Raw genomic sequence first — 15,114 nt, 5'->3', positions numbered from 1 at the left:
CAAAGCAGTTAAAGGGAAGTCTCTCAATTATAGACCTCACTATCTAATCCCATTAACATAGCCAAGGAATCTATAGGGTTTTGTTGTTCCAATACTTCTCTAACCTCAACTTTCTCTAATTTAGAGGTTAAAGTTAGTAAATCATCAAAAGACTTCTTACCAAACTTACTTATATATTCCTCAATAACTCTAGGCTTGTTAAGCAACGGATTGTCATATTCTTCCTTAGTCACATACATAATATGACAGTTTTCATTTTGCTCCTCTGCATGATAGTCATTTTGTAATTTCCTCATTTGCTCGCTTTTTTCTTGTAACTTTCTTTGAGCCTCTTCTGCTTGCTTCTGCACTTCTGCTATTTGTTTTTGCATCTGTTCTTGAGTTATTTTATTTTCCTGCTGTTGCAATGTTAGCAGACGCGTTGTAATTGCTTCACTTAACTTATGACCTGCACTTATTAAATCAGTTCTAAAGTCATCAATCTCCAACGTTTCTAAACTAGAACTAATGCTTTTTATAAAAAATACTATATCTAATTTAGCACTCAACACTACAATTTCCTTGTCCGTTACACGATTCTTGTAATTAGTCCATGGCTTTTGTTCTTCAAATATACTAGGTATTCTTTTAATCAAATCCTGTATATTTACTTCATAATCATTAAAATTAAGTTTCTTTACCATTTCTATTAATTGAATACGAGCTGTTTTCGCTTCATCTGTTGTTTTTATTCGTGTAACATCAATTAATGAGCTGAGTTTAAGTGACAACACTTTGAAGCACTCCATAATATCATTTAAAAGTACAGAGCTATTTTTATAGATAAAGACCTTGGTGTCTGGAGAAATCCCTACCTTTACAGCCAATTGTTGCTCGCTATCAATTTGGTTAATATCTTTCGCTATCATCTCAGCATCTTTGCTATCAAGTGGACCTTCCTTCTTAGCTTTTGCAAAAATAGTTATTTTTTCATTATTGGCTAGATATTGAACAAATGCCTTATCTAGTTCTGGGTCTTGTACATCTTTAGCAATTTTTGTGATGTCAGCCACTATGTCCTCAACATCGTAATTCTTTACTTTAGTAACAAGCAATATACTACAATTCTTAATTTTATCTAAGTCACCGAAGAGATAATTTACTTGTTTTATTAGTCTCACAAAACCTGCAGGATTATCGCTGGTAATATCGTCAATATCACAAACCAAAACTATCTTTATATTTTTAGCATTGCTCAGTAACTTAGACAAAAGATATGCGTTAGATATATCTAACGCAGGTCCTCGATTATCACCAAATCCTGGACAATCCCATATAGCCTTTTTATATGCTCCATTCGGATTATGCCATTTTTTAGGAACGGTGGTCATAGATCCACCAGTAGCTCCTATCTCAGGTCCTGCTGTTGGATCTATGGCAAATATCTTTAATACCTTACCATCCTTGCCTTTATCATTTGGGTCAAGTTTCGTAACTTTTAAAGGATTAGATAGAAGATAATTAATTACCGTACTTTTCCCTCCTCTAGTATTCCCGATAATTATGGTGTTCTCCTCTTCCTCTAGATTTCTTACATTTGGCATTCCCTTCGTTATTAAATCTTGGGCTTTTATAAAACTATCCCTAGGCACATCGTTATGCTGTTGTTCTGCAGTATAGTTAGCCTTCGCTTTATCGCTCATATCTTTAAAAACTTGCTCATGCTTAAATCCGCCTGTACACCCATAATAGGCTTGATTAAAATAGCCTTCAGCCTTCAAATAATCACCTTTATTATAAAACTCTAATCCCATGCTGTGTAATACGTTAGCTTTGTTGTTGTTATAAACATCTAAATCTATAGCTCTATTAGTAGGGCATTGATCCCAAGCTTCTTGATATTTATTGTATGCTGCCTCATATTTTGCTATTTTTGTTGTTGGGTTAGTAGCATTATTTCCTTCAATCTCTAATGCTTGCCCTTGAGCATTTAATGCAGCAGCTTGGTTGTTTTTAATTGAATCAATAGTATCATGCCTATTAGCTTTGCACAGAGCTTCGTTATATTTAGCTATAGCTCCAGCAGGATCAGTCGTAACTAATAGCTGCCCTTGTTTATTTAACATTAGAGCTTGGTTGTCTTTATATAGGGTCTTATTGCTAGAATCTAATGTTAGCTCTTCAGCTTCTTTACATCGCAGTCTTGCTGCCTCATATTTCGCTATTTTTGTTGTTGGGTTAGTAGCATTATTTCCTTCAGTCTCTAATGCTAACCCTTGAGCATTTAATGCAGCAGCTTGGTTGTTTTTAATTGAATCAATAGTATCCTGCCTATTAGCTTTGCACAAAGCCTCATTATATTTAGCTATAGCTCCAGCAGGATCAGTCGCAACCAATGCTTGTCCTTGTTTATCTAACATTACAGCTTGTTTTTCTTTATATAGGGTCTTATTGCTAGTATCTAATGTTAGCTCTTCAGCTTCTTTACATCGCAGTCTTGCTGCCTCATATTTTGCTATTTTTGTTGTTGGGTTAGTAGCATTATTTCCTTCAGTCTCTAATGCTAACCCTTGAGCATTTAATGCAGAGGCTTTATTGTTTTTAATTGAAATAGTATTCCAGTAATCTGTATCTATGTATAAAGCCGCGTTATATTTAGCTATAGCTCCAGCAGGATCAGTCGCAACCAATGCTTGCCCTTGTTTATCTAACATTCGAGCTTGGTTGCTAGTATATGTATTTCCTATTAGGTTGTCAGCCTCTGCAAATCGCAGTCTTGCAGTCTCATACTTTGCTATTTTTGTTGTTGGATTAGTAGCATTATTGCCTTCAGTCTCTAGTGCTTTCCCCTGAGCATTTAATGCAGCAATTTTATTGTTTTTAATTAAAGCAATAGTATACGAGTCATTAGCTATGTACGAAGCCTCGTTATATTTAGCGATAGCTCCAGCAGGATCAGTCGCAACCAATACTTGCCCTTGTTTATCTAACACTTTAGCTTGGTAGTCTCTATAGTAGGACTTTCTGTTATAGGGCCAGTGTGTATTATCATTTGTTGATGTCTCTACAGCCCCTTTATATCGCAATCTTGCAAGCTCATATTTTGCTATTTTTGTTGTTGGGTTAGTAGCATTATTTCCTTCAGTCTCTAATACCTGTGCCTGATGATATAACATGTCAGCTTGTTCATTTCTATAGTAGGACTTCCATATTGATGATATCTCTTCAGCCTCTTTATGTCGCAGTCGTGCAAGCTCATATTTTGCTATTTTTGTTGTTGGGTTAGTAGCATTATTTCCTTCTTGACATAAGTTAAGCCCCTGCCTCCAATGTGATTCTGCTTCATCTTCGTTGTTTGCATGCATTGTTAGTTCTCCAGTTTCTATTATATTTAGTTTCTTTACTTAAATTTGAGCAAAGCAGTTAAAGGGAACTCTCTCAATTATAGACTTCGCTATCTAATCCCATTAACATAGCCAAGGAATCTATAGGGTTTTGTTGTTCCAGTACTTTTTCAATCTCAGATTTCTCTAATTGAGAGGTGAGAGTTAGTAAATCATTAAAAGACTTCTTACCAAACTTACTTATATATTCCTCAATAACTCTAGGCTTGTTAAGCAACGGATTGTCATATTCTTCCTTAGTCACATACATAATATGACAGGAACTGTCATCATCACTATCACTATCATGATAGTGATGATGATGAATAACCTGTGGTTGCTTTTGCAAAGCATCGTTTTGTGCCTTAAGCAAGGCTGCATCAGCTTCTCGTTTAGCCACTTCCGCTTTATATTCAGTGTCTTTTCTAGCCATTTCCTTTTTAAAGGCTGCATTATCAGCTTCTCGTTTAGCCATTTCCGCTTTATATTCAGTGTCTTTTCTATCCATTTCTGCTCTATATTCAGCTTCTTTTCTAGCCATTTCCGCTTTTTCCTCAGCTCTTTCTTTAGCCCTTTGTGCATTATACTCATTTTGTATTTTCCGCATCTGCTCGTTTTGTTCTTGTACAACTTTATATAATTGATTTTGAAAGGCCTCGTTTTGTGCCTTAAGCAAGGCTGCATTATCTTTAGCAAGTTTTGCCATTTCCTCATTATGCTTATCTTGTAATCTCCGCATTTCCTCGTTCTGTCTTTGTAAATTCTCTTGTGTCATCTTTACTATAGTTTGCGTTTCTGCTATTTGTTTTTCCATCTGTTCTTTAGTTATTTTATTTTCCTGATTTTCTAACATTAGCTTACGCATTGTAATTTCTTCAATTAACTTACAGCCTGTATTTTTTAAATCATTTTTAAAACATTCAATGTCTGCTGTTCTTATATCGATAATAGTTTTTATAAAGGCAAGAAGATCTAATTTACTATTTAACCCCTTGGAATCTTCTAAGGCAGTTTGTCCCTCTCTAATTAGTATATTCTGTACTCTCTCAAGAAATTCTTTCATACTTTCATTATGATCATTTGTATTAAATTCAGCGGATATTTTTTTTAAATGTTCAATTGCTTTATGTGCATCTTCCGATTTTTCTATTTTGTCTACATCTACTAATGCTTTAACTTTTGCTAAAATTATATCTAAATCCTCCTTAATAAAGTTTGAAAATAAAGAGCTATTTTTATAGATAAAGACCTTGGTATCTGGAGAAATCCCTACTTTTACAGCCAATTGTTGTTCGCTGTTAATTTGGTTAATATCTTTCGCTATCATCTCAGCATCTTTGCTATCAAGCGGACCTTCCTTCTTGGCTTTTGCAAAAATAGTTATTTTTTCATTATTGGCTAGATGTTGAACAAATGCCTTATCTAGTTCTGGGTCTTGTACATCTTTAGCAATTTTTTTGATATCAACAGCTATGTCATGAACATCGTAATTCTTTACTTTAGTGACAAGCAATATACTACAATGCTTAATTTTATCTAAGTCACTGAAGAGATAATTTACTTGTTTTATTAGTCCCACAAAACCTGCAGGATTATCGTTGGTAATATCTTTAATATCAGAAACCAAAACTATCTTTATATTTCTAGCATTGCTAAGTAACTTAGACAAAAGGTATGCGTTAGATATATCTACCGCAGGTCCTCTATTATCGCCAAACCCTGGACAATCCCATATAGTTTTTTTATATGCTCCATCCAGCTTATACCATTTTTTAGGAACGGTGGTCATAGATCCACCAGTAGCTCCTATCTCAGGTCCTGCTTTTGGATCTACAGCAAATATTTTTAATAGCTTAGCATCCTTGCCTTTACCATGTGGGTCAAGTTTTGCAACTTTTAAAGGATTGGATAAAAGATAATTAATTACTGTACTTTTCCCTCCTCTAGTATTACCTATAACTAGTGTGTTCTCCCCTTCAATTGTTTTGTCTACATCTGCAGTACCTACTGTTATAAGACTCTTAGCTTCCTCAAATACATCCAATGCTACACTTAATTGTTGACCTTCTTCTTGTTTTTTATCATCTAAAATTGTTGCTTTTTTCTTCATAAACAATTACTCCATATAATTTATTAGTTAAATTAATACTTGGTACATTATGTAACCCAGTTCTAATGAATGTTCTATTTTAACCACTATCCTAAGGTTAATAGCTTAATGATATACTCAAATGATTTGAAGAATTTGATTTGCAAATGAGGGGCGAGCTGCTAGGCATACATATAGTACGTGAGCATGCGAATCCATGATATTTTCAAAAAACAATTCTTCAAAGCATGAAGAGTATACACCAACAGTTTGGTGCTTATATCTTATTAACTTGCTCGACAAACTTCTTTATTTTCAAAATTATATACTTTGTATAGTATGAAACATGTTTTGACATGTAAAGTATTTTTATAAAAATTAGTAAAGATATTAGGTTTAGTGGCAATTATGCGTAAGATAATGGGTTCGAATTTATTGCAAATAACACAATGGAAGAGTAGAATAGTGTAAAGAAAGTATATCTATGCTATTTTATATTTCTCCGAAACTGCTTAAATATTTTAAAGGATTCTGTTCTTCACTAGAAATCATCATGTTTATTTGTTTATATGAAATGTAGATTTTCTTTGAGCTATCGAGATTTAGAAGAAATGGCTATTATTAGAGGTACTAGAATAGACTATGCTACTTTACAAAGATAGGTGATAAAATTTGTGAGTGTGCCAAGAAAAGGTGCATTAATCTTACGGGTGAAAGTCCCGTTATGGAAGGAGTAGCCTAGCTCCACCATATAGCGAATCTTGTGCTGCTGAAGGTAACGACAGCAGTAAAGCGTAGACAGAGAAACAATCGAGCCGAAACCAAATCGAACAATTACAGGGTAATTAGAGAGTAGACGTAAGCGTTACCACTTACGCCCCTCATTAGAACCTCATCGTGCGGTTTTCCCGCAATGGGCTCAAGATAAATTCCTTCACCTGATTATTTTTAATCTAGCTATCTAACACAGTTTAGTTGTCGTCAATTATTGAAAGTCTGTGCTTTCATAACGTTTCTCTGTGTTAGTCGAACTTACCCACCAGCCTTCCCTCCATTGGCATTACCCAATTTCATCAGTACTATGCTGGATCTGACTTCCTATATTTCTTTTTAGCTCCCTTGCGTTTTATACTTGTCGGCTAATACTTCTTAAAAGAAGAAAATATAGGATCTCCCACGTTTATAAATAAACTTTTATTACATACCATGCTCTTAGACCCCGGAGATCTAACACATACCTGCCTATTTATGGTATGTATTATGTTGCATTCCTGCCTTTTAACACAGTCTGTGATCCCAAAAGAATTGCTTAACGAGGCTCAATCACTTTAACCTTTCGGCTTACGGCCTATAATATTTCTGTCTACGCTTAACTGACTTTGTTACCAAAATCATCTCAAGACTCGATACATAGTGTGCTAGGTCAACACTTCTATGGCTGTTCTTTCAACCGCTAGCTTATTTACACTTCGTGGCGCACTAAAAGTCACAATCTGAGGTTGCAGAATAAAATATAAACAGATTGTTTGTAATGACTATAATATTCCCTAGTTTCAGTAATTTTAGCAGAAATAGTAGCTATTATTGATATAACAAAACTCCGTAATAATGATAAAATGTACTAGTCAAGATTTAATCTTACAGACATTATAAAATTTCCGTACGATTGTCAGTTGAATTGAGTCTATAATATAGTTTGTGTAAGTTGCAAAAGAAGCAGTAAGAGATTACTGTAAAAAGAAGTAACTAAAACAAAGGGAAATTATGGCTAAAGAAATAGGTAAAGATAAAGAAAAATTAAACATAAGTAATCATCTAGTAGAAGAATTATTATCAAAAGCAAACCCATCAGAGTTATTTGGTCGAGATGGTTTATTTCAACAGCTAAAGAAACAAATAGTTGAGAAAATATTAGCAAGTGAGTTAGATCATGAATTAGGCTACTCAAAACATAGTAAAGTAGAAAAAGTAGATAATAATCGTCGTAATGGTAGCTATGAGAAGACAGTAATTGATGATGATGGTCGTAAGTTGACATTAGAAGTACCAAGAGACCGGGAAGGTGAGTATAATCCACAATTAATATACGTTAATTCGGGATAAGGATTAGTAAAAATAGCAGACATATATACACTACGAAGAGCAATTAATGTATGAATTCACAGAAATGCAATTTATACATATCCAAAATCTTGTATTAGTTATAGCTAAAGCATTTTTACTAATCCTTATCCCGAATTGACGTTTCATGTAAATTAGTCATATAATTCCTCTAAGTTATAAACCCACTCTGTAATGTAATACAAAAATAACCAATAGTTAAATAATCTTGACAAATTTTTTAGAAAATGCAATATACGTCAGTTCGGGATAAGATATAGATGAAATAGTAATAGATAAAAGGATTGTCAAAAAGGAGTGCCTGCAGTATTTATATTTTTAAACAAAAAAACAAACTACAGGCATGAAAAAAGATATCACAGAATTATATAGTTTTATAGATGATTTTTGTAAAATTTATTTGGAGTATGAACAGAGAAAGTTATTACCATCAAATAAGCAGAGAAATCGCTGTTGTAGCATGAGTTTAAGTGAAATGTTAACAATAATAATTATGTTTCATACATCCTATGCTAAGAATTTTAAATTTTTCTATAAAAGTTATATAGAGTGCATGCATAAGGATGATTTCCCTAAAGCCTTGAGTTATAATAGATTTGTTGAATTAATGGCACGATTATTCATACCGCTAAATATGTTGATTCATTTGTTGTTTGGTGAAGAAACAGGTATTTATTTTATTGACTCTACAACGATTAAAGCTTGTCACAATAAAAGGCGTTATACGTCAATTCGGGATAAGGATTAGTAAAAATGCTTTAGCTATAACTAATACAAGATTTTGGATATGTATAAATTGCATTTCTGTGAATTCATACATTAATTGCTCTTCGTAGTATATATATGTCTGCTATTTTTACTAATCCTTATCCCGAATTAACGTGTTATAACGTCAATTCGGGATAAGGATATTGAGAACATGTAGATTAAAATCAAATTTTGTTGAAGGTTTATTTTTCTTTAATGAATAAGCAACAAGAGTAGATAATATATGGACAAAGGCATTTATTGGTGATCTATGTCTAGTATGTTCAAGGTTCATTTTATTTTTTAGATAATCAAAAACTGTTTCAATTAAGTTACGCTTTCGAAGTAAGATTTTTTCTTTCAAATCCATTAATTTATTTTCCATATTCTTCTTAATTCCATGAATCATTTTTAAGCCTCTTTCATATAAATTTAAGAACAAATTTTGTTTAATATAACCTTTATCAGCTGCTATAATTCCAGTTAATCTTTTTGTTAACTCCGGTACTGGAACCCTATCATCTACATTGCCTTTGGTCACTTTTAATGCCATAAACTCCCCTTTATTATTGATTATTACATGTAATTTAAAACCATAAAAATACCCCATAGAGGATTTACTATGTTTGGCTAATCCTTTAAAAACTTTATTGCTATAACGCCTTTTATTGTGACAAGCTTTAATCGTTGTAGAGTCAATAAAATAAATACCTGTTTCTTCACCAAACAACAAATGAATCAACATATTTAGCGGTATGAATAATCGTGCCATTAATTCAACAAATCTATTATAACTCAAGGCTTTAGGGAAATCATCCTTATGCATGCACTCTATATAACTTTTATAGAAAAATTTAAAATTCTTAGCATAGGATGTATGAAACATAATTATTATTGTTAACATTTCACTTAAACTCATGCTACAACAGCGATTTCTCTGCTTATTTGATGGTAATAACTTTCTCTGTTCATACTCCAAATAAATTTTACAAAAATCATCTATAAAACTATATAATTCTGTGATATCTTTTTTCATGCCTGTAGTTTGTTTTTTTGTTTAAAAATATAAATACTGCAGGCACTCCTTTTTGACAATCCTTTTATCTATTACTATTTCATCTATATCTTATCCCGAACTGACGTATTATGTAAAATAAACTTTTGTATTCTCTTAGCTGTTACGGTATTATCTGTAATAGATACTACGGATACATCTGTTTTGAATTCCCTATATTGAACAAGCTCCTCAGCTAATATAATTCTATCCTTTACAAAATCTCGTATTTTCATAATATTTACTCCAAATTTAATTGTGCTAGTTCACCAATCAGATTTTTAGCTAGTTGATCATTGTCAACTGTGCCTGTGGTAGATGTTGGATTCTCTTGATAATCACTTAAATAGCTTTGTATTTTACCTACTAAAGCCTGTTGCCCATTAAGTTTAGTTTGTAATGTTGCAAGATTATTTTGCTTGCTAGTGAGAGTAGATTGAATATTACTAAGATTATATTGAGTACTACTCAGAGTACTTTGCTTATTAGCAAGATCACTTTGAGCTTGTGATAATTGCGAAGATAAACTACTATTCTGCGATACATGACTATTATAAGAAGATTTTTCACTACTCAACTTGCTCTGTAGGGTACTCAAATTTCCTTCAATATCCATCAGCGGATTATTACTTAAAGTATTAAATTCATCCTTTAATGTCTGTAATATTTCTTTAGCCGACGTTTTACTACTTAACTTACTCTGCAGACTAACTAGATTTTTTACAGTATCAATCGGTGGATTATTATTTAAAAAGACAAGTTTACTATTTAATGCTTGTCCGTATTTTCCTGTAATTACTGATAAGCCTAATGCTTCTAATCTTTCTTTAGCCATATATTACCCCTAGTTTTTATATTTCAATAATCTCAAAAACTCCTGTAAAGGACGTTCTTAAAAATGTTCTGCTGATCTGTATACTCCAATGATAAAATTAGGAAGCTTATTTATTCTCCAAATTATATATTTTATACAGTATGGAATATATTTTAATATGTAAAGTGTTTTTGATAAAAAAAATAGTGGGATATCAAATTTAGTGGTAATTATGTACTAATTATACTCAAATAATTTGAAGAATTGGAATGTAAAACAAGGGGTTTGAGAACAAAATATTATTTTGTATCAGTCATTATGAAAAATAGCAATAGAAAGAATCATTAGAAAATCCCTAATATACTCAATTAACCTGAAGAGTTGGCAAAATGATTAAAAGTTATAGTCTGAAATTGCTCAGTTATAAGAGTAAGTAATTTACCTTTGTATTTATCAATATTACTAATAATACAAGAGTTTGAATAACTAATAATTTTATGTCTATCGAGATTCTAAATTTATCCACTAGGGGCTAACTATAAAAGACCTGTTATGGGCAGAATCTTGTTATAATTAGGCTTTAAAGAGATTTGCAAAAATTCTAACCTAAACTGGTAAAAAGTTCGCAACGTACACCATGCTCCCCGCCACTTTGGTACAAGTTGTCGTTTTTTCAAAAATATTGCAGCGGGAAACGTAGGACAGGTTCAAGTTTTTTTTTGCCCCTGACGTTTAAGGTTCTGAAATACGAAATTTATGATCTAGACTCCTTTTAACGTTATCACTTAAACTATCAACATAAGATTGTGCCATTAATACGTTCATCCCCTACATTAGCCTTGCATGGGATTGAGAATCTTTGTTTATTACATAACCTTCTGTTCTAAAATACGCGAATTCGGGATAAGAATTTGTCAATTCTTATCCCGAATTGGGGTTATACGTAAAAATTTTTAGCCCCAATAGCTTGGCAGAATTATTTCCTGAAAGGGTTTTAAGCAATTAACTAAAATAACCCTATTATGATGGTGCTAGGCAAAGCGGATAAATTACAGTTGGTGGGAGTCCAACCTACGCAAAGTTTAGCCAACAGCGTAGAACCAAATTTCACGCATAGGGAGGTAACGAATTATGTGAAGCTGAGAGGAGGGATGTAGTGGGTTGTAACGTAAGTGAAGGATATAAGCTCCGAGATGGGTAAAATCGTAGAGGTTGACATGCTTCATATCATGGAAAACAGGATGCGTAGTTGCGCTAAGGCAAGCAACTATCGCTCTACCGGGGTCTCAGACCATAACTGTCGAAAGTTCGAAGGGGATCATATTTTCAGCTCCACCAAGTTTGGATTACCGCCACAAAAAAGTACAATATCTTTAATAAGTTCCTTCTCAATGAACAAAGTAAACTTTAATAACGCCATCTTAAATCCTGTTAGTTTATTACTAATTCTAAAAATTATAAACAAAATTGCTGCTATTAAAATGCAATATAAATATATACTCAATTAACCTGAAGAGTTGCAAAAATGGTTAACGGTAATAGTCTGGAAATTATCGTTTATTAAGGTACGTAACCTATCTTTATAATCGCCGATGTTGCTAAAAAATTTGTTTATTGCTTCCGAAAATTGTTCAAAATTATGATAAAATTTATTATTAGTTGTAATACTGTGCATAAACTTCCATAATCTCTCAATTGGGTTAAGATTTGGACTATATGGTGGCAAAAATACTAGCTCTATTTTAGTATTTACTAGGTATTCCTTAACTTTCTTGGATTTGTGGTAACTAGCATTGTCACAGATTAAATATATTCTTTCCTTGTCACTATTCTCCTCTTCCAACCTTTGTAGAAAATTAACTATCTGCTCCCCATTTATTTTGGGGTTCTCTGTGCTTACTAACTGTAAATCGGCTAGGTTAATAGCACCAATCATGTGCTTTCTTCTCCAGCCACTGAATGTTGGTAAGGTCTTATCTTGGTTCTTTCTTATCCAACCGCACCTTGCCCTTGCTTGATACTGAGGATGAACACCATCCATAAAATATATGGCTTCCTTATCTCTGAGATCCCCTTTTAGTAAACTGTAGTTTAACTTAAATAATTCTTGCTTGTCAAAATCCAGCTTAGCCGGTACTACTTTCGGCTTCTTGTAAACAAAACCCAGTTTGTATAGTAATTTTGTTACTCCCGTTATCGTATATGTCACCCCATATTTGTTCTCAATGTGATGCATGATATCTTTAGCATAAACATAATTATTTGCTTCTAGGTGAGTCACTAATTCTGCCCTATCACCATCACTTAATTTGCTTGTGCTACCGCCATTGTCGGTATCAAGCTTATTGGCTTTTTGATAATCAACAATATGTTTTCTTATCGCTTCGTGGCTCAAGAGTAGTACCTTAGCAATCTCTACATTACTATACCCATCGTCATACATCAAAACTGCCTTAATACGATCACGTATGCGTCCGTCTCGTTCTGTCTTATGACGTTCCTTCAACTTTTCTCTTTGTTCTTCTGTCAATACATTCTTTCTCATAATGTCCTAAACTTTATAATATCTCTCCTGTCTTTGCAACTCTTCATTTATGAGTAGTATATCACCGTCTAAAAATAAATCAGTTAGCTTTACATAAGCGTCAAGGGCAGGCTATAACAAATTTTAAAAATAAGCTACCATCTCCACAGTCAGATAGGATTAATTTATCAAAATAAATTTAAAACTAGGGCGTGTCATCAATTAAGTTGACAGGAGCGTTTATTTGTTGTGTAATAGAGAAAAAATTAAGAATAAATTTTCTCTATGCGTCGATATGCTCTACGTGACGATCAATGGGATCGGATTAAAGATAACCTACCTGGAAGGAAAGAGTCTGTTGGTGTAACAGCCAAGGATAATCGCCTATTTGTAGAAGCAATCTTGTATCGATATAGGGCTGGTATACCTTGGAGAGACCTACCTGAACGTTTTGGAGATTTTCGAGTGATTCACCTACGTCATTCAAGGTGGAGCAAGACAGGTGTGTGGAAAAAGGTTTTTGAGATGTTGGCTGAAGATGCTGATAACGAGTATGCCATGATTGATTCAACCATTGTTAGGAGTCATCAACATAGTGCTGGTGCTAAAAAAAAGAGTTAGAGGATGACCAAGCAATTGGACGAGGTAAAGGGGGGCTGAGTACTAAAATCCATGCCACATGTGACGCTCTAGGGAATCCAACGGGATTCCATCTTACCCCGAGTCAAGCTCATGATTTGCAAGGATCTGATGTTTTGATGAATGAATTGACGAAAGCGGATGCTGTACTTGCTGATAAGGCTTATGATGCCGATGCACGTATGCGAAATAAGCTGAAAGATAAGGGATGTACAGTTGTGATTCCCCCAAAGAAGAATCGTGTGAATCCAACTAATTATGATAAGGATCTTTATAAAGCTAGGCATTTGATTGAGAACTTTTTTGCAAAATTGAAGCAATATAGAGCTATCGCAACACGATATGACAAAACATCTCAGAACTTTTTAGGAGCTGTTTATATGGTTTCCATGGTAATTTGCCTCAATTGATGACACACCCTAGTATAAAATGGGATAAAAAATATCCAGTAATTTCTGATATTTGGCAGCGTAGTTGGTCAGGAATAATACCATTTTTTGCCTTTCCTGAGGAGATTAGAAAGGTGATTTATACCACGAATACTATAGAGTCTATAAATCGTCAAATTAGGAAAATTATTAAAAATAAAGGTGTATTTCCAGATGATAAATCAATTCAAAAGATAATATTTTTAGCCTTACAAAATGCGGCTAAAAAATGGACTATGCCTATAAAAGATTGGTCATTAGCTTTAAATCAATTTGAAATACTTTGTGGAGATTTTAAATATGATTTATTGGAAAATAAAAAATGAACTTACACAAAAAAAATTATTGACTCACTTCCATCCATTTTTCTATCATTTCTTCAATATTCAAAAATATTCTCTGCAAGTAATCTAAGCCATACCTGAATAAGGAGATAGACTTTCTACCATGTTTTTTAAGCTTTATAGGTTTGATAGAATTTTGCCATTGACCCACAACATAAGCAAAAGTAAATGCTATAGCAAGTAAACCAAGCAATTTACGTCAATTCGGGATAAGGATATTGAGAACATGTAGATTAAAATCAAATTTTGTTGAAGGTTTATTTTTCTTTAATGAATAAGCAACAAGAGTAGATAATATATGGACAAAGGCATTTATTGGTGATCTATGTCTAGTATGTTCAAGGTTCATTTTATTTTTTAGATAATCAAAAACTGTTTCAATTAAGTTACGCTTTCGAAGTAAGATTTTTTCTTTCAAATCCATTAATTTATTTTCCATATTCTTCTTAATTCCATGAATCATTTTTAAGCCTCTTTCATATAAATTTAAGAACAAATTTTGCTTAATATAACCTTTATCAGCTGCTATAATTCCAGTTAATCTTTTTGTTAACTCCGGTACTGGAACCCTATCATCTACATTGCCTTTGGTCACTTTTAATGCCATAAACTCCCCTTTATTATTGATTATTACATGTAATTTAAAACCATAAAAATACCCCATAGAGGATTTACTATGTTTGGCTAATCCTTTAAAAACTTTATTGCTATAACACGTTAATTCGGGATAAGGATTAGTAAAAATAGCAGACATATATACACTACGAAGAGCAATTAATGTATGAATTCACAGAAATGCAATTTATACATATCCAAAATCTTGTATTAGTTATAGCTAAAGCATTTTTACTAATCCTTATCCCGAATTGACGTAATATGTGATTTTAATAATTAAAATCACATATTGAATGATGAAAAAAGTTAAAATGCACTCGCAGAACCGTTTCAAGAGTGCATTTTTCCTTATAACAAAGCCAGTTCGATATAAGAAT

Annotated in this window: 11 protein-coding genes and 3 pseudogenes; 5 read left to right on the top strand and 9 right to left on the bottom strand. The window is 32.9% G+C overall.

Going from position 1 to position 15,114, the window contains the following annotated elements:
* Window positions 1-23 precede the first annotated feature (23 nt).
* A complete protein-coding gene (locus ACN1AG_RS03875) occupies window positions 24-3,344 on the bottom strand; it encodes a hypothetical protein (RefSeq protein WP_417905520.1) in 3,321 nt (1,106 codons plus the stop codon).
* A gap of 73 nt (window positions 3,345-3,417) precedes the next feature.
* A complete protein-coding gene (locus ACN1AG_RS03870) occupies window positions 3,418-5,472 on the bottom strand; it encodes a hypothetical protein (protein ID WP_417905519.1) in 2,055 nt (684 codons plus the stop codon).
* A 463-nt stretch (window positions 5,473-5,935) separates the two neighbouring features.
* Here ACN1AG_RS03870 and ACN1AG_RS03865 point away from each other — a divergent pair.
* The 3 genes and pseudogenes from ACN1AG_RS03865 to ACN1AG_RS03855 all read left to right on the top strand — a co-directional run.
* Window positions 5,936-6,110 (top strand): annotated as a pseudogene (locus ACN1AG_RS03865) (IS6 family transposase); the annotation flags it as partial.
* 1,105 nt (window positions 6,111-7,215) lie between these two features.
* The gene (locus ACN1AG_RS03860) at window positions 7,216-7,554 is read left to right on the top strand and encodes a transposase (RefSeq protein ID WP_417905518.1); all 339 of its coding nucleotides are present in this window, start codon (window positions 7,216-7,218) and stop codon (window positions 7,552-7,554) included.
* 361 nt (window positions 7,555-7,915) lie between these two features.
* Window positions 7,916-8,302, top strand: a pseudogene (locus ACN1AG_RS03855) (IS982 family transposase); the annotation flags it as partial.
* A gap of 162 nt (window positions 8,303-8,464) precedes the next feature.
* On the opposite strand, the gene ACN1AG_RS03850 reads toward ACN1AG_RS03855, so the two are convergent.
* The 5 genes from ACN1AG_RS03850 to ACN1AG_RS03830 form a co-directional block, all read right to left on the bottom strand.
* Window positions 8,465-9,355 carry an IS982 family transposase gene (locus ACN1AG_RS03850; protein WP_367363772.1) on the bottom strand — a complete coding sequence of 297 codons (891 nt, stop codon included), beginning with the start codon at window positions 9,353-9,355 and terminating at the stop codon, window positions 8,465-8,467.
* Between the two features lie 83 nt (window positions 9,356-9,438).
* Window positions 9,439-9,609, bottom strand: coding sequence for a hypothetical protein (locus ACN1AG_RS03845; RefSeq protein ID WP_417905517.1), 171 nt, complete (start codon window positions 9,607-9,609; stop codon window positions 9,439-9,441).
* Between the two features lie 5 nt (window positions 9,610-9,614).
* Window positions 9,615-10,208 (bottom strand): hypothetical protein, encoded by a 594-nt coding sequence (locus ACN1AG_RS03840; protein WP_417905516.1) that lies wholly within the window; start codon window positions 10,206-10,208, stop codon window positions 9,615-9,617.
* Window positions 10,209-11,505: 1,297 nt separating this feature from the next.
* Window positions 11,506-11,691 carry a hypothetical protein gene (locus tag ACN1AG_RS03835; protein WP_417905515.1) on the bottom strand — a complete coding sequence of 62 codons (186 nt, stop codon included), beginning with the start codon at window positions 11,689-11,691 and terminating at the stop codon, window positions 11,506-11,508.
* Window positions 11,692-12,732, bottom strand: coding sequence for an IS630 family transposase (locus tag ACN1AG_RS03830; protein WP_417905447.1), 1,041 nt, complete (start codon window positions 12,730-12,732; stop codon window positions 11,692-11,694).
* A 264-nt stretch (window positions 12,733-12,996) separates the two neighbouring features.
* Between ACN1AG_RS03830 and ACN1AG_RS03825 the strand changes: the two genes are divergently transcribed.
* Window positions 12,997-13,760 (top strand): IS5 family transposase gene (locus tag ACN1AG_RS03825; protein WP_417905514.1). Its coding sequence is split into 2 segments (ribosomal slippage): window positions 12,997-13,329 and window positions 13,332-13,760, totalling 762 coding nucleotides; the frame shifts between segments, so codons are not numbered across the junction.
* On the top strand, window positions 13,760-14,104 hold the full coding sequence (locus ACN1AG_RS03820; RefSeq protein WP_417905513.1) for a transposase: 345 nt from the start codon (window positions 13,760-13,762) through the stop codon (window positions 14,102-14,104). Before ACN1AG_RS03825 ends, ACN1AG_RS03820 begins: the two co-directional genes overlap by 1 nt.
* A 16-nt stretch (window positions 14,105-14,120) precedes the next feature.
* On the opposite strand, the gene ACN1AG_RS03815 is transcribed toward ACN1AG_RS03820, so the two are convergent.
* Entirely contained in the window at window positions 14,121-14,315 is a 195-nt protein-coding gene (locus ACN1AG_RS03815; protein WP_417905512.1) for a hypothetical protein, read from the bottom strand.
* A gap of 6 nt (window positions 14,316-14,321) precedes the next feature.
* Window positions 14,322-14,834 (bottom strand): annotated as a pseudogene (locus tag ACN1AG_RS03810) (IS982 family transposase); the annotation flags it as partial.
* Window positions 14,835-15,114: the final 280 nt, after the last annotated feature.

The organism is Candidatus Tisiphia endosymbiont of Micropterix aruncella, from assembly GCF_965178575.1.
Lineage (GTDB): Bacteria > Pseudomonadota > Alphaproteobacteria > Rickettsiales > Rickettsiaceae > Tisiphia.
The sequence above is the reverse complement of the archived record's forward strand: the minus strand, read 5'-3'. Positions and strand labels throughout refer to the sequence as shown.